The sequence below is a fragment of the Streptomyces griseocarneus genome, assembly GCF_014655595.1.
GTDB classification, from domain to species: Bacteria; Actinomycetota; Actinomycetes; order Streptomycetales; family Streptomycetaceae; genus Streptomyces; species Streptomyces griseocarneus.
On sequence record NZ_BNBL01000014.1, the window covers coordinates 79,327 to 99,691 of the forward strand.

Sequence of the window (20,365 nt, forward strand, 5' to 3'; positions counted from 1 at the left end):
GTACGGTACGCGAACGTCCCCGCCTCCTGAGCGCGGACCGGAGCGCGGTGCCCCCGCCTGCCGCCGGACGCCCCCCCCCCGCGTGCCAAGGAGCCGCACCCCCGGCGAGCGGCTCGCCCGCGGCCTGTGCCTATGCTCGCGCGGATCGACGACCGGGCAGCGGGCCCGGTCCCACAGAGAGGACACGCGCGATGCGTCGCAGGTCATGGGCGGCCGCCGGGGCCGGAGCAGTGGTGCTGGTGGGCGGGGTGATCGCGGCCGTCGTGCTGAGCGGGGGCGACGACGGAGATCCCGCGCCCAGGGCTCGCCAGTACAGCGCTCACAGCGCCTGTCTGCTGACCGACGGTCAGGGGGTGACGGGGCGTGAGGCGGCCCCGGTCTGGGCCGGGATGGAGGACGCCTCCCTCGCCACCAAGGCGAAGGTGATGAACCTTCCGGTGTTCGGTCCGGACACCACCGCGAACGCCGTGCCCTACGTGAACACCCTCGTCCAGCGACGGTGTGACGTCGTGATCGCCGTGGGCGGGACACCGGTGGCGGCGACGCGTGACGTCGCCGGACGGACCCCGAAAACGCGGTTCGCGGTGGTCGGGGACGGCAGGACCGAGGGGAATGTGACGGTGATTCCGCGGACGGAAGGCACGCGGGCCGCCGCCGCGCGGGTGGTGAAGGAGGCGGTTCAGGACAAGCCGAAGGACTGACCGATTGGTGTAGACCATTCGTGAATGGTCCGTTTTCGCAGGTCATGGCAGGTCTCGGGGAGATAAAGAAATCTTAAGGTCATGATCATGACTCTGGCGTGAAACGACCCCCATGGGTGAAGGTCAGCTGTTTTGCAGTTGATCTTCAATGGAGTCGTTTTCATGCGTCCCCGAGCTCTCCACCGGCCAGGCCGGTGGAGACATCGATATCCACGTCTCTTCCGCACTGTGGCCATGGCCGTCCTCATGGCCCTCGCCACGGTTCTGACCGGTGAACAGGCCGTGGCCATGGGAGCGCGGCTCGAGCCGCTGTCCCAGCCCGGTCTGTCCGGATTGACCTCCTGGTTCACCGGCCGTAAGGCCCCGCACTGGGACCGCACGCCGCAGCAGGCGTCGGGCAGCGCCGCCGGCCGCGGCCACAACGCCTCGGCGGCCTCGACCCGCGCCGGCCGCGGCGCCGGCACCAAGCCGCGGCACGGCAAGGGCGAGCTGCCGGCCTACGAGCCCTACGCGCGCAAGGTGACCAAGGGCCCGAGCAAGGGCGGGCTGGGCTTCAGCGCCAGGACCAGCAAGCGCGTCGCCTCGAAGTCCACGGCCACCTCGGACTACTACGAGAACGAGGACGGGTCCTACACCCGTAGCCTCACGCCGGCGCCGGTCAACTACCGGGACGGCCACGGCGACTGGCAGCGCATCGACACCACGGTGCGCAAGGGCTCCGACGGCCGCCTGCACCAGGGCGCGAACTCCATCGCGGTCGACTTCGCCCCCCGCGCCACGGACTCCGCGCTGGCCCGCGTCGCGCCCGACGGCAAGCACGCGCTGGCCTACGGTCTGCAGGGTGCGGCGGCGGTCGAGCCGGAGGTCTCCGGATCCACCGCCCACTACCGCAACGTCCTGCCGGACACCGACCTCGACCTCCACTCGGGCCCCGTCGGCCTGAAGGAGGCGCTGGTCCTGCGCTCGGCCAAGGCCGGCAACGAGTGGACGTTCCCGCTTCAGGCCGAGGGCCTGCGGCCCGTCCTCACCAAGAACGGCTCCGTCCAGCTGCTCGACGCCAAGGGCAAGGCCTCGGTGGTGATCCCGCCCGCCTACGCCTACGACTCCCACGTGGACCGCGCCTCCGGCGACCACGCCACCACCCACGCGGTCACCTACCGCCTGGTGCAGTCCGGCGGCAGGACGGCGCTGCGCATGACGCTGGACGCCTCCTGGCTGCACGACAAGAAGCGCGTCTTCCCCGTCGTGGTCGACCCGTCGGTCAACAACGAGAGCCCCATCACCACCTACGCGGAGTCCGGCGAGCCCGGTGACCACTCGATGGAGCTGACCATGAAGGTCGGTTCCTTCGACTCGGGTCCGCACTCCGCGGTGTCGTACCTCCAGTTCCCCAACCTGGGCCTGGACAACTCCCGGGTCACGGTCTCGGACGCGAAGCTGAGCCTGTTCGCCATCTGGTCCTCCACCTGTACTCCGCAGCGCTTCGACGTCGCGCCGGTCACCAAGGCATGGGCGCCGCAGCAGGTCACCAGCTGGCCCGGCCCCTCCTACGGTTCCTCGATCGGCAACCTGACGCCGAACGTCCCCAACAGCTGCGGCAACACCAAGGGGGACACGGCCAAGGGCGACCGGCTGACGGTGCCGCTGTCGACGGGCGTCTTCAACAACTGGGCCTCGGCTTCCGGGGCCACCAACGACTACGGCCTGGCCGTCTACGCGTCCACCTCGGACAACCTGCACTGGAAGCAGTTCGGGTCGATGAACAACGTCGACGGCTTCCCCTCGCTGCAGATCACCTACACCGGGGCCACCCTGCCCCAGATCCACCGGACGACGCCGGCGAACAACGCCCCGGTGAACACCCTGACCCCACAGCTGACGGCGGTCGGGTCCACCGACCCCAACCTCGGCAGTGCGCCGAAGTTCAACTTCCAGGTCTACGACACCGACGGCAACAAGCTCGCCGACTCGGGCCTGACGAGCTCCAGCTCCTACACCGTGCCGGCCGGCAAGCTGAAGTGGGGCAGGTCCTACTACTGGGAAGTGCAGTCCTTCGACGGCACCAACTACTCGGCCGGCCCGAACTGGCAGCAGATGACCACGCAGGTGCCACAGCCGGCGGTGACCGCGAGCCTGTCCCAGAACACCGACGGCCACGGCTACAGCCCGGCCATCGGCAACTACACCACCTCGGCCACCGACGCCGACGTCTCGACCCCCGGTCCGTCCCTGACGGTCACCCGCGACTACAACTCCCGTGACCCCCGGGTCACCGGTGCCTTCGGCGCTAGCTGGTCGAGCATCTTCGACTCCAGGGCGGCCGAGCAGTACGACTCCTCCGGCGCGGTGACCAGCGTCCAGGTGACCTACCCCGACGGATCGGCCGTCGGCTACGGCAAGAACCCGGACGGCTCGTTCTCCCCACCGCAGGGACGTTTCGCCACCTTCGCGCCCGTCTCCGGCGGCGGCTACACGCTCACCGACAAGAGCGCCACGGTCTACGCCTTCACCCAGTCCCTCGGATCGGGCGGGTACGGACTGACGTCCATCACGGACGCCAACGGCCGCGCCACGAAGCTCACCTGGTCCTCGGGCCGCATCACGACCATGACCTCGGCCGTCTCCGGCCGGTCCCTGTTCCTGACCTGGTCCACGCCCTCCGGTGCGACCGCGCCGCACGTGGCGACCGTGGCCACCGACCCGGCCACCGCGGGGCAGCCGTCGACCGCGGCCACCTGGACGTACTCCTACACCGGCGACCAGCTGACCCAGGTGTGCTCGCCCGTCGACGTCACCGGCTGTGCCCGCTACGGCTACGCCTCGGGTTCCCAGTACCACAACCAGGTCCTCGACCAGGGCCCCGCCTCGTACTGGCCGCTCGCCGAGACCTCCGGCACCACGGCCGCCGGCGCCGTGCTCTCCCAGGCCGGCGCTGACAACGCCACCTACAGCAACGTCACCCTCGGAGCGCCCGGACCGCTGGCCGGCAGCGGCATGACCGCCGCCGAGTTCAACGGCACGTCCTCGTCCGTCAAGCTGCCGAACCTGGGCCTGTACGCGTCGTCGTCCCAGTCCGTCTCGCTGTGGTTCAGGACCACGTCGAGCACGGCCGGAGTGCTCTTCTCCTCCTCCGACAAGCCGGTGAAGGACACCTCCACGCAGGGGAACTTCATGCCGACGCTGTACGTCGGCAGCTCCGGCAAGCTCAACGGTCTGTTCTGGTACGACATGCAGACCAAGCCCATCACCACCTCGGCGTCGGTCACCGACGGCAAGTGGCACCACGTCGTGCTCGCCGGTTCCTGGACCGCGCAGACCATGTGGCTGGACGGCAACAAGATCGGCACGGCCCCCGGCTACCAGTCCATCGGCAGCAACGGCAACGCCATGCCCTGGCTGTACCGCAACGTCTACCTGGGCACCGGCTACCTCGGCCACACCTGGCCCGACCAGCCGCACCCCAACTCGACGACGTTCTACGGCAGCTACTTCAAGGGCTCCCTGTCCAACGTCTCCTTCTACGGGAAGCCGCTGGGCCAGCCCGAGGTCACCGACCTGTACCGCGCCGCCACCAAGCCGGCCGGCCTGCTGAGCTCGGTCGTGCGCCCTTCGGGCAAGACCTTCGCCTCGGTCTCCTACGACCCCATCACCGCGGACGTCACGCGCCTGACGGACTCCAATGGCGGCACCTGGGCCATGGGCGCGCCCACGGTGCAGGGCTCCAGCGAGGTCTACCGCTCCTCCGTCCTCGGTTCCGCCCCGGCCGCCTACTACCGGCTCGACGACTCGGCCGGTGCCGGACAGGCAGCCAACGAGGTGAACTCCGGCGCGGCGACATACGCGAACGTCACGCTCGGCTCCGAGGGGCCCTTCACCGATTCCACCGGCGCGGCCTTCAACGGGTCGTCCTCGTTCGTCCAGCTGCCCGCGAGCCAGCAGGTGCAGACGGGACCGAACTCGGCGGAGATGTGGTTCAGGACCCGCAGGGCAACACCGCGGGCGGCGTCCTCTTCAGCCAGTCGGGCGCGGCCGTCAACGGCCCGAACCCGACCGCCAACGACTGGACTCCCGCGCTCTACGTCGGTACCGACGGCAAGCTGCACGGCAAGTTCTGGGACACCAACGGCGTCTCCGGCGGCATGACCTCGTCCGCACCGGTCAACGACGGCAAGTGGCACCACACCCTGCTGACCGGCTCCGGCAAGGGACAGCACCTGTACCTCGACGGCGTCCAGGTCGGCTCCACCACGGCCGCGCTCAAGGGCTCGGCCGCCGGATACAACTACATCGGCGCCGGTGAGTCCAACGGCTGGCCCGCCCGCCCCGCCAACGCCCTCGGCTACTTCCCCGGCTCGATCGCGGAAGCCGCCTTCTACCGGACCGAGCTCAGCGGCGGCGACGCCGCCGCCCACTGGTCCGCCGGGCGCAACGCCAACGGGCTGTCCCCGCTGAAGGTCGTCAAGGTCACCGACCCCGGGACGAAGACGGTCACCTACCAGTACGACCTGTGGAACGGCAACCGCACCGTCGCACAGATCGACGGCCGCGGGTCCAGGACCACCTACGGCTACGACACCGCCGGCTTCCAGCACACGGTCACCGACCCCAACGGCAACGTCGTCACCACAGGACATGACGTGCGCGGCAACGAGGTCGCCCGGACCACGTGCCAGAACCAGGCGGCGCAGGCCTGCTCGACGACGTACATGACGTATCTGCCGGACGACACCAGCGCACAGCTGACGCCGAACCCGCAGAACGACCTGCCGGCCACCGTGCGCGACGGCCGCTCGTCCTCCGCGACGGACGACACGTACCTGACGTCGTTCTCCTATGACGCGGCGGGCAACAAGACCGGTGTGACGACCCCGGCCGTGCCGGGCTCCCCCAAGGGCCGGACCACCACCGTCGCCTACACCGACGGCACGTCGATCGCGGCGGCCGACGGCGGCTTCGCGCCCAAGGGCCTGCCGTACAGGACGGTCTCGCCGGGCGGTGCCACGACGACGATCAGCTACTTCAAGAACGGCGACGTCGCCTCCACCACCGACCCCAACGGGCTGGTCACCAGCTTCGGCTACGACAACCTCGGCCGGCCGGTCACCAAGAAGACCGTCTCCGACGCCTTCCCCAACGGCCTGGTCACGCGGTACACCTACGACGCCGAGTCGCAGGTCGTCGAGCAGACCGATCCGGCGGTGACCAACCGCGTCACCGGTGCCGTCCACCAGGCGAAGACCACCACGGTCTACGACGCGGACGGACTGGTCACCTCGCAGACCGTCGCCGACCTCTCCGGCGGCGACGCGCCGCGCACCGTCTCCTCCACGTACAACCAGTACAACCAGCTGGAGACGAGCACCGACGCGACGAAGGCGACCACGACCTTCACCTACGACGCGTACGGCAACAAGGCCACGGAGCGCGACCCGCTCGGCAGCACCCTCGCCTACGCCTACGACGCGAACGGGCACCTGCTCACCCAGACCCTCAAGGGCTACACGGGTGACCCGGTCAACCCCTCGCCGGCGAAGGACCTGGTCCAGTCCTCCCGGGCCTACGACCCGGCAGGGCGGCTGCAGTCCATCACCGACGCGATGGGCAACACCACCGCGTACACCTACACGGGCAACGACCTCACCGCGACGATCGCCAAGTCCGACGCGGCGGGGAAGAACACCTTCGTCCAGCAGGCCAACACCTACGACGCGGCCGGCAACCTCATCGAGCAGGCCACCAACAACGGCGCCACGGTGACCAAATCCACCGTCGACGCCGCCGACCGCGTGACCGCGACCACGGTCGACCCGGCCGGCGTCAACCGCACGACCACGGTGTCGTACACGCCCGACGACCGGGTCGCCACCAGCACCCTGAGCGACGGCGGCGACACCGTCCACACCACCAGCTCCACCTATGACGCGATGGGCAACCTGACCGGTCGCTCCATACGGCAGGACGGCGTCGGCCGCCCGACCGGATGGTGGCAGCTGAACCAGACGTCCGGCAGCACGGTCACCGACGCCTCCGGCACCGGCAACACGGCCGTCGCGACGAGCGTCGCCTGGAACGACGGAGCGGCCTCGCTCAACGGCACCAGCAGCGTGATCGGCACCAACGGTCCCGCGCTCAACACCGCCTCGTCGTACTCCGTCTCCGCCTGGGTCAAGCTGAACAGCCAGACCTCCAACGACCAGACGTTCGTCGGTCAGGGCGGGGCCAACCACCAGTCCCTCTACCTCGGCTACAGCGCCGCCACCAAGGCCTGGGCCTTCGCGACCAGCACCAACGACGGCCCCACCGCCGCCTACCCGGCCGCGTTCGCGCCGGCCGGCAGCGCGGCCGCCGGAGCCTGGACGCACCTCGCCGCGACGTTCGACTCGGACACCGGCGCGATGAAGCTCTACGTCAACGGCCGGCAGGCCGGCACGGCGACCAACTCCAGCCCCTGGAACGCCCCCGGCCAGACGACCTTCGGCGCACTCCACACCATCGGCGGCGGCCTGTACAACCAGGTCAACGGCGCGATCGACAACGTCCAGGCCTATCCCCGCGCCCTGTCCGGCGACGAGGTCACCCGCCTGTACGGCGCCGACCGCTCCGGCGGCACCACGGCGTCCAGCGACCAGGCGACGACGAGCTGGAAGCTGGACAAGCGGGGCCTGCCGGTGAGCATGACCGACCCCGACGGCAACGTCACCAGCTACGCCCATGACGAGGCCGGTCACCAGACCGTCACCGTCGCTCCGGCGGTCAATGCGGAGATCAACGGCGGGGCACCGGCCCTGGTGCACCCGACCACCATGGTCGGCTACGACACCTTCGGCGACCAGACGGAGACGCAGGACCCCAACGGCAACACCGTCACCACGTCGTACGACGCCGAGGGCCGCAAGTCCGCCCAGACCCTGCCCGGCTACACGCCGCCCGGCGCCGGCACGCCCATCACCGGTGCCACGACGAACTGGACGTACGACGCACTCGGCAACGTCACGCTGATCACGGACCCGCTGAAGCACACCACCGGGTACGTCTACGACCAGCTCGGCGACGTCGTGCAGGTGACGGACGCCAACAAGCGCGTCACCCGCACCGTGTACGACGCCAACGGCGAGGCCCTGTCGGTGACGTCACCGACCGGCGCGCAGACCCAGGCGACGTACGACTTCATGGGCCGCAAGCTCACCACGACGGTCCTGGACCGTTTCCCCAACCCGACCACGTCGACGACCACCCACTCCTACGCGGCTTCCGCGAGCAACCCGGGCGGCGCCTTCCTCGCCTTCACCACCTCGCAGAACGGTGTGACCACCAGCTACGGCTACAACCGTGTCGGTGAGATCACGCAGGTCACCGACGCCGCGGGCAACACCACGCAGAACACCTACGACCTGAAGGGCCAGAAGACGGCCGTCGGCCTGCCCGACGGCACGTGGAACACCGTCACCTACGACCAGCTGGGCAACCCGGTCCGGACGCAGTCGCTGGACACCGACAAGAAGACGGTGCTCTCGACGCGGTCGGCGACCTACAGCGCCGCCGGTCAGCTGCTGTCCTCCACGGACGCCAACCAGCACACCAGCACCTTCACGCGCGACGCGCTCGGCCAGGTCACCGGCCAGGTCCAGCCGGTCGACGCGACGCACTCGATCACGACCGGCTTCGGCTACGACCCGGCCGGCCACCGCACCCGTTTCACCAACGGCCGCGGCAACGCCCGCTACTACACGTTCAACTCCTGGAACCTGCCCGAGTCGGTCGTCGAGCCGCCGGTGTCGACGTCCACCTACAGCTACACCAGCGCTGCGGACTCGACGTTCACCACGTCCTACGACGCGGCCGGCCGGCCGGTGACGCAGACCGCGCCCGGCGGGGTGAAGGTCACCTCCGAGTACGACGCACTGGGCAATCTGACGATCCAGTCCGGCAGCGGTGCCGAGATCGGCACGGCGACCCGCAGCTTCGGCTACGACGCCGAGGGCCGTATGACCTCCGCCGCGACCAGCGCCCTCACGGGAAGCGTCACCGTCCCGGCAACGTCCAACACCTTCACCTACAACGACCGGGACCTGCTGCTGACCACCGCCGGAACCTCCGGCTCCAGCTCCTTCGCCTACAACGGCGACGGCCTGGTCACGGCCCGTACCGACGCCGCCGGTACGACCGGCTACGGCTACGACACCGCCGGCCGCCTGTCCACCCTGACCGACCCGGCCACCGGAAGCCGGCTCACCTACACCTACAACGCCCTCTCCAAGCCGTCCCGCATCCAGTACGCGCAGGGCGACAAGGACGGCAACGTCCGCAGGTTCGGCTACGACAAGCTGAACCGGCTGACCGACGACACCCTCAAGACCGCCGCGGGTGCCACCGTCGCCTCCATCGGCTACGGCTACGACACCAACGGCAACACCACCAGCAAGACCACCAACGGCCTGGCCGGCCCGTCGAACAACACCTACACCTACGACTGGGCCGACCGCCTCACCTCCTGGAACAACGGCACCACCACGACCGCGTACGGCTACGACGACGCCGGCAACCGGATCCGGGCCGGGTCCAACGTGTACACGTACGACGCCCGCGACCAGCTCACCAGCGACGGAACCAACACCTACCGGTACAGCGCCCGGGGCACCATGACCCAGCAGTCGACGGCCACCGGCACGCCGACCGCCTTCGCCTCGGACGCCTTCGACCAGCAGCTCACCCAGGGCACCCAGACCTACGTCACCGACGCCCTCGGCCGGGTCGTCACCGCCACCGGCGCGAACGGGGCCAAGACCTCCTTCGCCTACACCGGTACCGGCAACACCGTGGCCTCGGACGGCGGCAACACCTACACCTGGACCCCCGACGGCGGCCTGACCGGCATCGGCACGCCCGGCGCGTCCACCGGCGGCGTGCTCGCCCTGACCGACCAGCACGACGACGTCATCGGCAACTTCACGGCCACGGGCACGGAGCTGACCGGCTCCACCGGCTACGACCCGCTGGGCAACCCCACGGGCACCACCGGCGCCCCGCAGGGCCGGCTCGGCTACCAGTCGGGCTGGACGGACAACACCACCGGCAAGGTCAACATGGCCGCCCGCTGGTACAGCCCGTCCACCGGCCAGTTCATGAACCGCGACACGATGGCCTTCGACCCGGTCCCCAACTCGGTCACCGCCAACCCGTTCGCCTACGTCGACGACAACCCCCTCAAGGGCACCGACCCCTCCGGCCACGGCTGGTGGGGCAACCTCAAGAAGAAGGCGTCCAGCGCCTGGCACAGCACCACGTCCGCCGTCTCGAGCGGCTGGAACAGCTTCTCGTCCTGGACGAGCAGCGTCACCAGCACCGTCTCGTCCTGGGCGACCAGCGCCTATGAGCACGCCTCCAGCTGGGTCTCCAGCTCGTACCACCGCGCCTCGTCGTACGTGAAGCACACCTACCACGCGGCGTCGCGCTACGCGCACCGGCAGGTGTCCCGGGTGAGCCGGGTGGTCCACGACGGCTACCGCTACGTCAGACGCACCGCGAGTCACGCCTATCACGTGACCAAACACGTGGTGAGCCACGCCTATCACCACACCGTCCAAGCGGTGAAGACCACGTACCACGCGACGGCGAAGGCGGTCCGTACGGCCGCGGTCTTCGTGAAGAACCACGCGGCGGCCATCGCCTCGTTCGCCGCTTCGGCCGCCGTCTTCGCCGGCTGTGAAGCCGCGCTCACCGTCACCACCGGTGTCGGAGGAATCATCGGCGTCGCCGGCTGCGGCGCACTGGCCGGCGCCGTCGGCGGAGCCATCAGCCAGGGCGCGAAGTGCATGTCCGGCCAGTCCGGCGGCTGCTCGGTGAGCGCCTTCGCGGGCGCGGTCGGCATGGGCGCCGCCGGCGGCGCGATCGGCGGCGCCCTGGGCGGCGCACTCGGCGGCAAGCTCGCGGAGTCGGCGCTCGGCAGCATCCTGCCGAAGGTCGTCACCAGCACGCTTGAAGGTGCCGCGGTAGGCGGCCTGTCGGGCGGCTCGGTCGGTGCCACGGAGTACGGCATCAGCTGCTCCCGCAGCGGAGCGGGCTGCTCCTGGTCGGGTGCGGGCAGGGCGGCAGCCAGCGGTGCGGCGGAAGGGGCGATCGGCGGTGCGATAGGCGGCGCCCTCGCAGGTGCCCTGCGCCGGTCGAGTAACTGCGGCACGGCGCACAGCTTCACGGGCGAGACCCGTGTGGCCATGGCCGACGGCTCGTCGAAGCGGATCGACGAGATCAAGGCCGGCGACCAGGTCAAGAACGCGGTACCGGGCAAGCCGGGAACCACGGAGACCCACAAGGTCGACAAGGTCATCGTCACCCGCACCGACCGCGACTTCGTGGACGTCACGGTCGCCCCGACCACCAAGACCGGTGGCCTGGGATCCCGAGTCCTGAAGAAGGCCGCGACCGCCGCTGCCACGGTGGCCACCGCGGCAGCGGTCCTGACCCCCACCACGGCCACCGCGTCGACGCCTTCCCCGTCGACCATCACCACCACCTACCACCACCCCTTCTACGACCAGACCCAGTCCTCCTTCGTCGAGGCCAAGGACCTCCACGAGGGCGACCTGCTGGAGACCGAAGACGGCAACGTCGAGGTCAAGGCGGTCCGGCTGTACCACGCTGATGCCGTCACGTACGACCTCACGGTCGACGGGCTGCACACGTATTACGTTGTGGCCGGGGACACGCCTGTCCTCGTGCACAACTGCAACGGTGGTGTTGCACCCAACGGAAATCCGTGCGCGTGTAATGGTTCCACGAACCCCTCTGACTTGGAGCTCATCCAAGCGATAGCCACCCGGGCAGAGGCACGGATCGGTGGGAGCGGTGCAGTCCCTGGTACCAAGAAGCACACCTATGCAGAGAAGCTTCTCAATCGCTATCAGGGAATCTACGGAAGTCGAGGCTTGCTGGTGGAGGAGAGTTTCTTGAACGGAGTTCAAGTTCCAAAGGGGACTGCGGGGAGTGCTCGGCCCGACGTGTATGATCCGGCGTCTGGTACCATTTACGATTACAAATTCCTTAAGAACCCCGGCAGGGGAATCGGTCAGCGGCAGGCTAACCTGAACGCCAATCATGTGCCCGGTGCATCGCTCACGATTGAGGTGAATCCGTGACAAGGTCGGGTGTAGTGACCGCCAAGCGTGTCACGTCAGACTGGGCTGCAGTGTTCCCTGGGTTCACCCGCTGGCGGCCGATGCGTCTGCTCAGGAGAGTCGGGCCCGTCGTGCAAGGTATTTGCTTGGATGGATCCACGTCAGGTAAGGAATACATTCCCACCGCTCACGTCCACGCACTTACCCGTGACTTCCCAGTGGTGTCTCTGACCCTCGGGCAGAGATTGAAGGGGACGTCCGGTCGGCCTGAATGTGTTCGTTTCTCCCACCATGAGAGCGAATATCGCCTGATGGCCGACCGGCTGACTGAACAGAGCGTCCTTTCCCTTGTCGAACCTCCGACCCTGGAGGAAATCGTCGGGAATTACCACTCGGTTGCTCTTGAGCGGCAGAGCCAAGGGATCCCGCCCGCTGTGGTGGAGGTCGAGGACAGTGTCCTCCTCTCCGCTGCTGCCGCAAGGGTCGACCTGGTGGAGTCCGGATTGCGTCTGGCAGAGGCGCTCGTGGCCCTCTGGCCGAAGGACAGGCTGCCCCTTGACTGGCCGGGTGCGAGCGTGTGGCTCGACAGTCTGTCCGCAAGGGCTGAGGACGTGGAGTCGCTGTCCGCAGTCGTTGAGGGCCAACTGGCCAAACACAAGCTCAGCAAGGTGACCGCAATACCTGGATAAGGAAGTCCTGAAGCCCCTGCCGGAGTGCCCTCCGGCAGGGGCTTCATGGTGTTTACAGCAGATCCTCCACTGTGCTCAGTGCCAGACACCAGGGGTACGCCGCAAGAACCAGCCGCACTGCATCGCAGGCGGGTCCAGCAGCGCAGGTAGAGCACTCGGGTATCCGTCATAGCGGAACCCCTGCTCGCGACGCCAGCGGCCGAAGCAAGGTTGCTTCTCCCCTTCGGTCGGGCGTCAGCAATTCCCCGATCAGCTCTCGAACCACGCGACGAGACCGCACCTCCTGCGGTGCCTCCCGCTCCGCAGCCGGCAGCGCAGCCGTGGCTTTCTGCGTCCTCCCACATGCGTGAAGGGCGCGCGCTGCATCCGTCGAGAAGACGGCTCGTCGCTCCGCCACGGCCAATGTCCTCACCTTCACCCTCCGCGCTTCCATCAGAGCCTTGCCGGCATCTCCCAAAGTCAGAGCGATGGTGACCTTTTGAAGAAGGACGCTGTTCGGCCCGAACGCGGTCCACCGGCGATTGGACTCCTCCATCAGGGCTGCCGCTCGTTCTGCCTCATCCAGGAGAGCCGAGGCCGTATCCCTGTCGTTCGAGGCAGAGGCAGCCCAGGCGGCCCCGCAGCAACAACGCTCCGAAGACCGCGACCATGTCAGGCTGCGAGCTGTTCACTGCCGCGGACACCTCGTCCGCTCCCCGCACGGCCACTCCGACGCCTTGACGATGGTGTCCTACCGCCGCCACCGCATGGGTGAGAATGCGTGACGCCGTAGCAATCGCTGTTGGGTCTCCGACTCGCCGGGCGGCTGCCATGGAGCGCTCAGCCGAGATCCAGGCCGAAGGTGCGTCACCGCTCTTCAGCAGCAGTGACGCCGCAGTGTGGTAGGCATCCACCATGAGTCTGTCGACCCGCCGCTGTTCGGCCCCTCGTCTGCTTTCGGGCTCCAACTGCGCGAGGAGACGCGGTAGACGCTGCGACACCCCTATGTAGTCGCAGCGTTGAATTTGTCTCTTCGCCGCAGCTGTGGCGCGAGCCAAGTACTGAGGGCTAACAAGAGGTCTGGTGGCACTACCTGTCCGGTCAGAACGTCTCGCAACTGGTCCAACGGGTCAACCACTGGTTCCGCCAGAAGATCCTCCGGCAGAGCCGGGGCCTGTACGGCCGTGATCGCCGCCAATGAGTACGTCACGAATTCGCGCCTCTTCACAGGACCATCGTCCGACGTCCCGGCGCATGCAGTGTGCCGAAGCAGCCGGACGGGCCGGCTGAATCCGAGCGCTTCGGCATCCCGGCGGAGAAGGGCCCGGAGGACTGCGCGGGCCGCAGGGTGAGGCCACCCCGGCCGCTTGGACTCCCAACGCCGCACCTGACGGACCGAGATGGTCACGTTGAGTCCGAGTTGGCGGCCCATGTCGTCGAACTCTTCGACGAACTCCTCTTGAGTGTGGAGTCCTGCCGCGATGCGAGCCTGTACGAACACGGGATTCCCCGTCTGCCCCGGCACGGTCACCTCCGTGAGTGCTGTCCCCCAAGATGGTCCGCCGGCTCACCGGGCAACTCGGAAATGTCCTGCCAGGTGTCCGGTCACGCGTCCGCATGTCCGGCCTGGCCACGGCCGTGATCAGCGGTGTCCTTTGAGCATGCGGATCAAGACTCCCTTCGCTCACTGGCTGCACGAGGCGGCGGCAGACCCCGACCTCACCACCATGCTCTGGGCCGCCGGCCGGACCGCGCCGCTCGTCGTCGGACGCCGATGGGACCTGGCATGGATCGACTTCACGCTGGCCACCGCTGTGATCACCGAGCTCAAAGCCCGGTGTCGGCACATCGGCCCCTACGTGATGGGCGGCGCCGAGCGTGCCATGTGGTGGCTGGTTCCCCTGGGGACCGGGTACCGCCTTGCCGGAGCACCAGGACTCCATGTCTACCCGGTCGGCGCCGAGCTCTTCGTACCGCCGCCCGACAAGTGCCTCGGAAAGCGGGTGTGGGTTCTTCCTGAGTCGGACGCTGACACGCCGACGGCCGCCCTCACCGCCCCTGACGATCTACGCCAAGCGCTGGAGTCAGCCGCCCAGCGGCTGCGTCGCAGGGCCAACGACGAACCCCCGCCCCGGCGTGAGCCGGAGCGGGGGCCTGAGAAGTAATCGGAATCCCGAAGGGACCGATCAGCCCTTGGCATGTGGTACCAGCCAGCGGTGCGGTGGCAGGCGCGGTCGGTGGCGCCATCGCGGCTGATGTGAAGCGCCCGTCCACCAGTTGTGGCACGGCGCACAGCTACGACCAGACGCAGTCCTCCTTCGCCGAGGCGAAGGATCTGCACGACGGTGACCTTCTCCAGACGGAGACGGCCAACGTCGAGGTCCGGGGGTTCGCCTCTACCACGCGGACGCCGTCACGTACGACCTCACGGTCGACGGGCTGCACACGTACTATGTGCTGGCGGGCGCCACGCCGGTCCTGGTTCACAACTACAACACGGGTAGCGCACGACTGCATCAGTACGGCAGAGGTAACGACGTCCATTTCAGCATTGAGTTCTCGGACGGAAGCTCCGCTTCCCACACCCATCTCGTGCCGAACAAGGCGGAAACCGACACCATCATCAAGGTTCGCGGCGGATCCAAGCAGCCGACGGAGACTCATGTCTTCAATCTTCCTGATGCGGTGGTGCGATGCCGTACCAAGAGGGACTGGGATCGACCGGTAGCCCGTACGTCGTGTAAGTGAATGACTGCCTGACCTACTGCATTTCAGTACGTCGAGAGGGAGGCTTGGATGCTCCGCATCCAAATGCCGCGAGCCTGTTGGATCACATCAGGTGGATCAGTAGGAACAGTAGAAGAGAGAAGAAATGGGGTGGTAAGGGTAAGCGGGGTACGCTACGTTCTTGTGGGGTACGGTCAGGACAGTGCTGTAGAGTGCCGGATTCTTTCCAACCGCAAGCAACTGGCCATTGCCCGTTCTCTTTTCGATTTGGGCGGCTCTGACGATGACATCGGCCGTTGGGAGCTGACCCCAGACATGTGGCCGGAGCTCTCCCAGACCTTCGAGTGGCCTGAGCGAGAGAAGGGCCTCAGGTACTTTCTCGAGTCGGAGTCGGTTGCTGAGGGCGCGGAGCTTGATCCGATCGATTAACACCTCTCGTTGAGACGTGGGGAAGCCTCGTCGGATCAATTGCTTCGACGAGGCTTCCGTGTTGGGGAGGTGAGGTGTCGACTCACCTTCGTCGTAGAGCACCCGGATCCCCGTGCTCCGCAGCACCTCCACGGAGCGCTCTGTTGCCGGGTCTCCATCAAGCGCCGTCGGCCAGAACGGCAGCGCCACCACCGGTATCCCGAGCCCCACGGCCTCCGCCATGGACGCTCAGGGCGCAGGTATCGGCGACGCCGGCGACCCACTTGTTGGCCGTGTTCATCGTCATCGGCGCGACGATGACCGCATCAGCCGGAGGGTTGTGATTCAGCTCGCCCGCGCGACGCCAGCTGCTCCATGGCAGCAGCCGGGGTGGCGATGACGCAGACATCCCAGCCGTGTTCCGTCGCAGCCGATACCAGCCGCACCGCATCCGCAGCAGGACCCGCTGCGCAGACGATGTGGTAGAGCACCCCGCGTCTGGTCATAGACCCCCCGCTCGTGTCGCCAGCGAACGAAGCAACGGCACTGCCCGCAACTATCGCGACCTCACTGTCGACGGACTGCACACGTACTACGTGCTGGCGGGGGCTGCGCCCGTGCTGGTGCACAACTGCGGCACTGCTACCGTGCACAAGTACGAGCTGGCGGACGGCCCTCACTACACGGTGGAGATTCGGACAGGGTCAGGGGAGTCATTCAACACCCATGCCATGGACCCTGGCGGAATCCTCAAGCCGATGCCGCACACCTCCTCCATAGCCGGTACGTATCGAGGAGCCGCGGAATTCGATCTGCCCAACCCTGAGGCAGCGATCGCCTATGCGAAGAAGGCGCACAGAGGAAGCAAGGGCCAAGGTGCGTACGACAGGTTGACCAACAACTGCATCACCTATTGCAGCAGAGTCATCGAAGCAGGTGGGGGCGAAGGCCCACCCACACAAATACGTGGTCCCGTGGATCAGGAAGAACTTTCCTCCGGAAGGTGCGGGGCAGTGATGGTCGAACATCCCTCCTTTACCCAGATGATGGTGGAGCTCCTCACATGGCCCAAGGCCATGGGATATCGCCCCAGAGAGCTCGCAGGGCGGATCATCACTTACGACGTCCGAATCACCTGGTGGTTCTCGGCCGTCGGGGACACGTCGCAGTCTCACTCGGAAGGCGATCTGCTGGACCTTCTCGAGGCGCTTCTGGAAGAGCATGAAAAACTTGAGACCGCGTGGAACGCCTTCAAGCGAGAGGCGCTGACTCCAGATGATCTCGTGGCTGCGATGCAGGAGGTGTTCGGAGTGGTTCAGGGCTTGGTGGACGACCTTCCGCAGAGTCCATGGGCGTGACCTTGACAGTGCGCGAATGACAAGGTGAACAAGTGGAGGCCTCGTCAATCTGCGCGAAGTGATGGCGGCATCCAGGCGTGTTGGGTCTGCTTACGTAGAGGCACTGGTGGCGGCGCTGGGTTAACGGCCGCACACTGGCAGGCGAAGTCTTCTTCCATGCTTGAGGACAGCGAGGAAGAAGACTTCAGGCGCATGTGGGCCAGATTCCTGCTCCTTGTCGGCCCAGCGTCATTACAGCCGCTATAGCTAGAAGCAGGGGAATCCTGATGATGGACATCGTCGCCAAACTGTCTGCGCTTCCCAATGCGGGGCCGCTTCCAGGTGTTTCGGACGCCTGGGAGTGGTCCCCCGCCCCCGGATTCGTGTTGTTGGCGGCATTGAGTTCAGACCGTCGGCATGTGTTCAGGCTGAACACAAAGGATTCGTATGATGCGGAACTGTGTCGCGCCGTCCTTGAGTTCGTACGTGAACGGGAGGACGAGATCGTTGGGCGGCTGGAACCGTTGATCGCCCTGCCGGGCTTCTCCTGGCCTGGACGTGATTTCGATGTCATCGGCCGGATCAGGCCGGAGGTCCATCGGCTTTTCCCGGGAGATCCGGATCTCAACAGCGTTGTTTTCGGTGTTTTTCCGGGCTACTCATCCGAGATCTCGGGTACTGAATCGGCGGATCAGGCTGCCGAGCGATTCAGTCGCATGCTCAAGTCCTCGGATTTGAACCGCAAGCCCAGTCCGTTTGTGCTGGTGCGCTTCAACAACCCGCAAACCGGGGCAGGAACGATCGGTGAGCTGCCGGCCTTCGTCTCGCCGGACTACCTGTTGCACGAGCTGCGGCTCCTTGAGGGTGCCCAGGATGCCTATCTTGAGCTGCGGAACCACCGGAACGAGAAGTGGATGGTGCGATGGGACGGGCAGTGGCGCGTTGTCGGTAACGGCCGGGAACTGAGTATGTCGGCCGACGAGGTCACCATTTGGGCGGCGGCGGTGATTCGATGAACTATTGGTACAGGTACACCAGCATCGACGCCGTCCGATACGGAAGATTCGGATGGAACGGGTTCTTCGAAGCGCTGGAGTCGGCCCCCCCGGGTCGGCATGCTCTGGATCCGGGTGGTCGATTGGAACTTGATTGTTCTTACGGATGAGGACATCAAGTCGGCCGTCGCGTGTTTGGTCCGGCCACCGGACTCGTTCACATGGCCCCCAGGTGCGAACCAGGCGTGACTTCCGCGCTGGCCGGGGCGGGCTCGCAGCTCGTTGACCTGAGCTCAGGCCGCCCCTCGACCAGTCGGCGCGAGCGCACCGCCCGGCAGCCGGCATGGTGCTGGAGCCGCAACACGAGGGAAGCCCCGCCGAGATCACTCGGCGGGGCTTCCTGGCTACAGCGATGGGGACCGATCAGCCCTTGCGGGTCTTGATCTCGTCGGTCAGCTGGGGGACGACCTCGAAGAGGTCGCCGACGACGCCGTAGTCGACGAGGTCGAAGATCGGGGCCTCGGCGTCCTTGTTGATGGCGACGATCGTCTTGGAGGTCTGCATGCCGGCGCGGTGCTGGATGGCGCCGGAGATGCCCGCGGCGATGTACAGCTGCGGGGAGACCGACTTGCCGGTCTGGCCGACCTGGTTGGTGTGCGGGTACCAGCCGGCGTCGACGGCGGCGCGGGAGGCGCCGACGGCCGCGCCGAGGGAGTCGGCGAGGGCCTCGACGATGGCGAAGTTCTCGGCGCCGTTGACGCCGCGGCCGCCGGAGACCACGATCGCGGCCTCGGTCAGGTCGGGGCGGCCGGTGGACTCGCGCGGGGTGCGGGAGACGACCTTGGTGCCGGTGGACTTCTCGCCGAAGGAGACGGCCAGCTGCTCGACCGTGCCGGCGGCCGGGGCGGCCTCCGGGGCGGCGGAGTTGGGCTTGACGGTGATGACCGGGGTGCCCTTGGTGACGCGGGACTTGGTGGAGTACGAGGCCGCGAAGACGGACTGCGTGGCCACCGGGCCCTCGTCGCCGGCCTCGAGGTCGACGGCGTCGGTGATGATGCCGGAGCCGATGCGGACGGCGAGGCGGGCCGCGATCTCCTTGCCCTCCGCGGAGGAGGGGAGGAGCACGGCGGCCGGGGAGACGGCGTTGTACGCGGCCTCCAGCGCGTCCACCTTCGGTACGACGAGGTAGTCGGCGAACTCGGCGGCGTCGGCGGCGAGCACCTTCACCGCGCCGTACTCGGCCAGCGTCGCGGCGGCGGTGTCCGCGCCGGCACCCAGGTGCACGGCGACGGGCTCGCCGATGCGGCGGGCGAGGGTCAGCAGCTCGAGGGTGGGCTTGCGGACGGCGCCGTCCACGTGGTCGACGTAGACGAGGACTTCAGCCATGGATCTGCTCTCCTGCGGGAATTGCGAGGGCGGTTGAGGAATCGGGTGTCAGGAGCTCAGATGAACTTCTGGCCCGCGAGGAACTCGGCGAGCTTCTTGCCGCCCTCGCCCTCGTCGTTGACGACCGTGCCGGCGGTGCGGGCCGGGCGCTCGGTGGCCTCGTCGACCGTGGTCCAGGCACCCTCGAGACCGACCTCTTCCGCCTCGATGCCGAGGTCGGACAGGTCCAGGGACTGCACCGGCTTCTTCTTCGCGGCCATGATGCCCTTGAAGGAGGGGTAGCGGGCCTCGCCGGACTGGTCCGTGACGGATACGACGGCCGGCAGGGCCGCCTCGAGCTGCTCGCTGGCGGAGTCGCCGTCGCGGCGGCCGGTCACCTTGCCGTCCTCGACCTTGACCTCGGAGAGCAGGGTCACCTGCGGCACGCCCAGGCGCTCGGCGAGCATCGCCGGGACCACGCCCATGCCGCCGTCGGTGGAGGCCATGCCGGAGATCACCAGGTCGTAGCCGACGTGCTCGAGGGCCTTGGCCAGCACCAGGGAGGTGCCCAGCGCGTCGGTGCCGTGCAGGTCGTCGTCCTCGACGTGGACGGCCTTGTCGGCGCCCATGGACAGCGCCTTGCGCAGGGCGTCCTTGGCGTCCTCGGGGCCGACGGTCAGAACGGTGACCTCGGCGTCGTCCGCCTCCTCGGCGATCTGCAGCGCCTGCTCGACCGCGTACTCGTCGAGCTCCGAGAGCAGACCGTCCACGTCGTCACGGTCGACGGTCAGGTCCTCGGCGAAGTGCCGGTCGCCGGTGGCGTCGGGCACGTACTTCACAGTGACAACGATCCTCAAGCTCACGCCGGCTCTCCTACTGCATCGTCTCTATCAAAGCTGCCTTGGCAGGCAGCATAGGCGCCTTGTGGGGGCGGACTCCGGCGGGTGCGGGCTCGGCCCCCGACCAGAATGTTACTCGTCAGTACACCGAGGGTGTCCAGCGAACGCAAGGCCGGTCGACTGTGATCTGCCCAACGCGGCGAAAGGGGACGCC

General features: G+C 67.6%; 8 protein-coding genes and 3 pseudogenes. 8 read left to right on the forward strand and 3 right to left on the reverse strand.

Annotation, left to right across the window (positions count from 1 at the left end; all coding sequences use genetic code 11):
- The first annotated feature begins 191 nt into the window (after positions 1 to 191).
- The 6 genes and pseudogenes from IE295_RS28385 to IE295_RS34525 form a co-directional block, all read left to right on the forward strand.
- On the forward strand, positions 192 to 701 hold the full coding sequence (locus tag IE295_RS28385; RefSeq protein ID WP_190066629.1) for a type 1 periplasmic-binding domain-containing protein: 510 nt from the start codon (positions 192 to 194) through the stop codon (positions 699 to 701).
- Positions 702 to 2,795: 2,094 nt separating this feature from the next.
- Positions 2,796 to 4,238: pseudogene (locus tag IE295_RS34520) on the forward strand (LamG-like jellyroll fold domain-containing protein); the annotation flags it as partial.
- Between the two features lie 431 nt (positions 4,239 to 4,669).
- A complete protein-coding gene (locus IE295_RS28390) occupies positions 4,670 to 11,833 on the forward strand; it encodes a LamG-like jellyroll fold domain-containing protein (protein ID WP_190066630.1) in 7,164 nt (2,387 codons plus the stop codon).
- Positions 11,834 to 12,123: 290 nt separating this feature from the next.
- Positions 12,124 to 12,501 (forward strand): hypothetical protein, encoded by a 378-nt coding sequence (locus tag IE295_RS28395; RefSeq protein WP_190066631.1) that lies wholly within the window; start codon positions 12,124 to 12,126, stop codon positions 12,499 to 12,501.
- Between the two features lie 1,640 nt (positions 12,502 to 14,141).
- The gene (locus IE295_RS28400; protein ID WP_190066632.1) at positions 14,142 to 14,645 is read left to right on the forward strand and encodes a hypothetical protein; all 504 of its coding nucleotides are present in this window, start codon (positions 14,142 to 14,144) and stop codon (positions 14,643 to 14,645) included.
- Positions 14,646 to 14,895: 250 nt separating this feature from the next.
- Positions 14,896 to 14,974, forward strand: a pseudogene (locus tag IE295_RS34525) (hypothetical protein); the annotation flags it as partial.
- Positions 14,975 to 15,324: 350 nt separating this feature from the next.
- On the opposite strand, the gene IE295_RS28410 reads toward IE295_RS34525, so the two are convergent.
- Entirely contained in the window at positions 15,325 to 15,858 is a 534-nt protein-coding gene (locus IE295_RS28410; protein WP_224323429.1) for a hypothetical protein, read from the reverse strand.
- A 320-nt stretch (positions 15,859 to 16,178) separates the two neighbouring features.
- Here IE295_RS28410 and IE295_RS34535 point away from each other — a divergent pair.
- Both IE295_RS34535 and IE295_RS28420 read left to right on the forward strand, forming a co-directional pair.
- Positions 16,179 to 16,254 (forward strand): annotated as a pseudogene (locus IE295_RS34535) (hypothetical protein); the annotation flags it as partial.
- A gap of 985 nt (positions 16,255 to 17,239) precedes the next feature.
- Complete coding sequence (locus IE295_RS28420) at positions 17,240 to 17,968, forward strand: hypothetical protein (protein ID WP_190066634.1); 729 nt, start codon at positions 17,240 to 17,242, stop codon at positions 17,966 to 17,968.
- Positions 17,969 to 18,370: 402 nt separating this feature from the next.
- On the opposite strand, the gene IE295_RS28425 is transcribed toward IE295_RS28420, so the two are convergent.
- Complete coding sequence (locus IE295_RS28425) at positions 18,371 to 19,333, reverse strand: electron transfer flavoprotein subunit alpha/FixB family protein (RefSeq protein WP_190066635.1); 963 nt, start codon at positions 19,331 to 19,333, stop codon at positions 18,371 to 18,373.
- Positions 19,334 to 19,389: 56 nt separating this feature from the next.
- Positions 19,390 to 20,175, reverse strand: coding sequence for an electron transfer flavoprotein subunit beta/FixA family protein (locus IE295_RS28430; RefSeq protein ID WP_190066636.1), 786 nt, complete (start codon positions 20,173 to 20,175; stop codon positions 19,390 to 19,392).
- Between the last annotated feature and the right edge of the window lie 190 nt (positions 20,176 to 20,365).

Coding starts and splice junctions, on each gene's coding strand:
- IE295_RS28385 (WP_190066629.1), top strand. CDS start 192: ATGCGTCGCAGGTCATGGGCGGCCGCCGGGGCCGGAGCAGTGGTGCTG.
- IE295_RS28410 (WP_224323429.1), bottom strand. CDS start 15,858: ATGGCGGAGGCCGTGGGGCTCGGGATACCGGTGGTGGCGCTGCCGTTC.
- IE295_RS28425 (WP_190066635.1), bottom strand. CDS start 19,333: ATGGCTGAAGTCCTCGTCTACGTCGACCACGTGGACGGCGCCGTCCGC.
- IE295_RS28400 (WP_190066632.1), top strand. CDS start 14,142: ATGCGGATCAAGACTCCCTTCGCTCACTGGCTGCACGAGGCGGCGGCA.
- IE295_RS28420 (WP_190066634.1), top strand. CDS start 17,240: ATGATGGACATCGTCGCCAAACTGTCTGCGCTTCCCAATGCGGGGCCG.
- IE295_RS28395 (WP_190066631.1), top strand. CDS start 12,124: ATGGCCGACCGGCTGACTGAACAGAGCGTCCTTTCCCTTGTCGAACCT.